Here is a 2,378-nt window from a genome sequence, read left to right on the forward strand (position 1 = left end):
CGCGATCACTGCGGCCCACGAGTCGTTCACGGTGGCCGGCCACGAGGGCGCCGTCGAGGCGGACTTCGCCTTCCACCGGGCGATCGCGGCGGCGACCGACAACCGCTTCTACGTCGACCTGCTCGACTCGCTCGGGCCGATGATGATCATGCTCCCGCGCACCYGCCTCGGCGAGAAGTACACGATGACCGACGCCACCCACGTCGAACGCGTCCAGCGCGAGCACGACAACATCGCCGCCGCCGTCCTGGCCGGCGACCCCGACACCGCCCGGGCGGCCATGCGCCTCCACCTCGGCAACACCCGGCGCCGCCTCACCCCCTGACGCCGAGAGGGCAGTTCGGTCGCGCTGGACGGTGCCGACCGGGCAGTTCGGTCGCGCTGGGACGCGCCGACCGGGCGGTTCCGTCGCGCTGGGACGCGCCGACCTCCCCGGGGGAACAAGGTCCGGGGGACGAGATCGTCGTACGACGTCGTGGACAGGCCGACCTCTGCCCGCGGCGCTCGTCGTACACCCGGTGCACCTGTCGGACTCCAGGTCGGAAGGCACCCACATGAATCTCCACGCAGGAGCGTGGAGCTTCAGCGCCGAGATTCTTGCGCGACGGAAGTGCCCGGTCGCCACGTTCCAGCGCGACGGAAGCGCCCGGTCGCCACGTTCCAGCGCGACGGGACTGCCCTCTCACCTCACCAGCGCGAGGTGTTGACCTCGAAGTCCGGCTCGATGGTGCGCATGTAGACGGTGTCCTCGCGCCGGCGCACGCCGCAGGAGAGGTACTGCTCGTGGAGCACGCCGAGCATGTCGCGGTCGAGCTCGACGCCGAGCCCGGGCCCTGTCGGGACCGCGACCGAGCCGGAGGAGAACGACAGCACCCCGGGCTTGATCAGGTCCTGGGTCTTCCACGGGTAGTGCGTGTCGCACGCGTAGGTGAGCGTCGGCGACGCCGCCGCCAGGTGGGTCATCGCGGCGAGGGAGACACCGAGGTGGGAGTTGCTGTGCATCGACAGCCCGAGGCCCCACGTCTCGGTGATCCCGGCCAGCAGCTGTGAGCGGCGCAGGCCGCCCCACAGGTGGTGGTCCGACAGCACGATCTGCACCGCGTCCTTCGCGATCGCGGGCGGCAGGTGCTCCATCGCGATGACACACATGTTGGTCGCGAGGGGTACGTCGGTCCCGGCCGACACCTGGGCCATCCCGTCGATGCCGGGGGTGGGGTCCTCGAGGTACTCGACGATCCCCTCGAGCCGCTGCGCCACCTTCAGCGAGGTGGCGGGCGTCCACGCCCCGTTGGGGTCGAGCCGCAGCGGCAGGTCGGGGAAGGCGTCGCGCAGCGCCTCGATCGCGTCGCACTCCTGCTCCGGGGGGAGCACGCCGCCCTTGAGCTTGAGGGAGCCGAAGCCCCAGCCGTCGACCATCCGGTGCGCCTGGGCGACCAGCTGGTCCGGCGTGAGCGCCTCGCCCCACGCGTCGTCAGGGGAGTCGGGGGAGCCGGGGGAGTCGGGGTGGCCCGCCCACTTGTAGAAGAGGTAGCCGCTGAACGGCACCCGGTCGCGCACCCGGCCGCCGAGCACCTCGCTCACCGGCCGCCCGGTCTCGTGGGCCTGGAGGTCGATGCACGCGACCTCGAACGGCGAGTAGACCGTCTCGACGGCGGACGACACGTCGAGCATGCCGCCGAAGGACGCGCCGGCGCCGCCGGTCTCCCGGCCGAGCACGTCGACGACCGTACGACGTACGCCGGCGAGGTCGAAGGGGTCGAGACCGCCGAGCGAGGACGCGACCGCGGACAGGCGGTCGAGGTGGGCCTCGTCGGCGTACGTCTCCCCGAGCCCGAGCAGCCCGGAGTCGGTGTGCACCTCGACGACCGCGCGCAGCGCCCACGGCTGGTGGACGCCGACGACGTTGAGGAGCGGCGGGTCGGCGAAGGCGACCGGGGTGACGACGACGCGTGAGATCCGCGACGAGGTCATCGGGCAGGCTTGACGGCCAGCACCGGCGCGTCGAGCTCCAGGAGCAGGCGCTGCGCGTCGCTGCCCATGACCAGCTTGCCCACCGGCGAGCGCCGGCGCAGGCCGATGACGACCAGCCGGGCGCCGGTGCGCTCGATCGCGGTCGTGAAGGCCTCGACGATGTCCGCACCGTGCCCGGCCTGGTCGACCGACGCGGTGACGCCGCGCTCGGCGGCCGCGGCGACGAGGCGGGCCTCGGCCTCGGGTCCGACCAGGTTGGCGTCGACCGTGCTGCCCCGGCGGGGGCTGTTGAGGATCACCACGTCGTCGCCGTGGGCGGCCGCCTCCGCGAGGCCGGCCTCGAGGGCCGCCTCGCCGACGGGGGTGGGCACGTAGCCGATGAGGACGGTCATCGCACGCCTGCTTCC

At 72.8% G+C, this 2,378-nt stretch carries 3 protein-coding genes; 1 reads left to right on the forward strand and 2 read right to left on the reverse strand.

Going from position 1 to position 2,378, the window contains the following annotated elements; genetic code table 11:
• Positions 1 to 325: FadR/GntR family transcriptional regulator (locus ACXJKL_RS19420; protein WP_457208641.1), on the forward strand; the 325-nt coding region annotated here is incomplete at its 5' end.
• A 362-nt stretch (positions 326 to 687) separates the two neighbouring features.
• Here ACXJKL_RS19420 and ACXJKL_RS19425 read toward each other — a convergent pair.
• Both ACXJKL_RS19425 and ACXJKL_RS19430 read right to left on the reverse strand, forming a co-directional pair.
• Positions 688 to 1,971, reverse strand: coding sequence for a glucarate dehydratase family protein (locus ACXJKL_RS19425; RefSeq protein WP_457208642.1), 1,284 nt, complete (start codon positions 1,969 to 1,971; stop codon positions 688 to 690).
• A partial coding sequence (locus ACXJKL_RS19430; RefSeq protein ID WP_457208643.1) for a universal stress protein occupies positions 1,968 to 2,378 on the reverse strand: 411 nt, incomplete at its 5' end. The genes ACXJKL_RS19425 and ACXJKL_RS19430, both read right to left, overlap by 4 nt.

This window comes from Nocardioides sp. P5_C9_2 (genome assembly GCF_054049555.1).

Coding starts and splice junctions, on each gene's coding strand:
- ACXJKL_RS19425 (WP_457208642.1), bottom strand. CDS start 1,971: ATGACCTCGTCGCGGATCTCACGCGTCGTCGTCACCCCGGTCGCCTTC.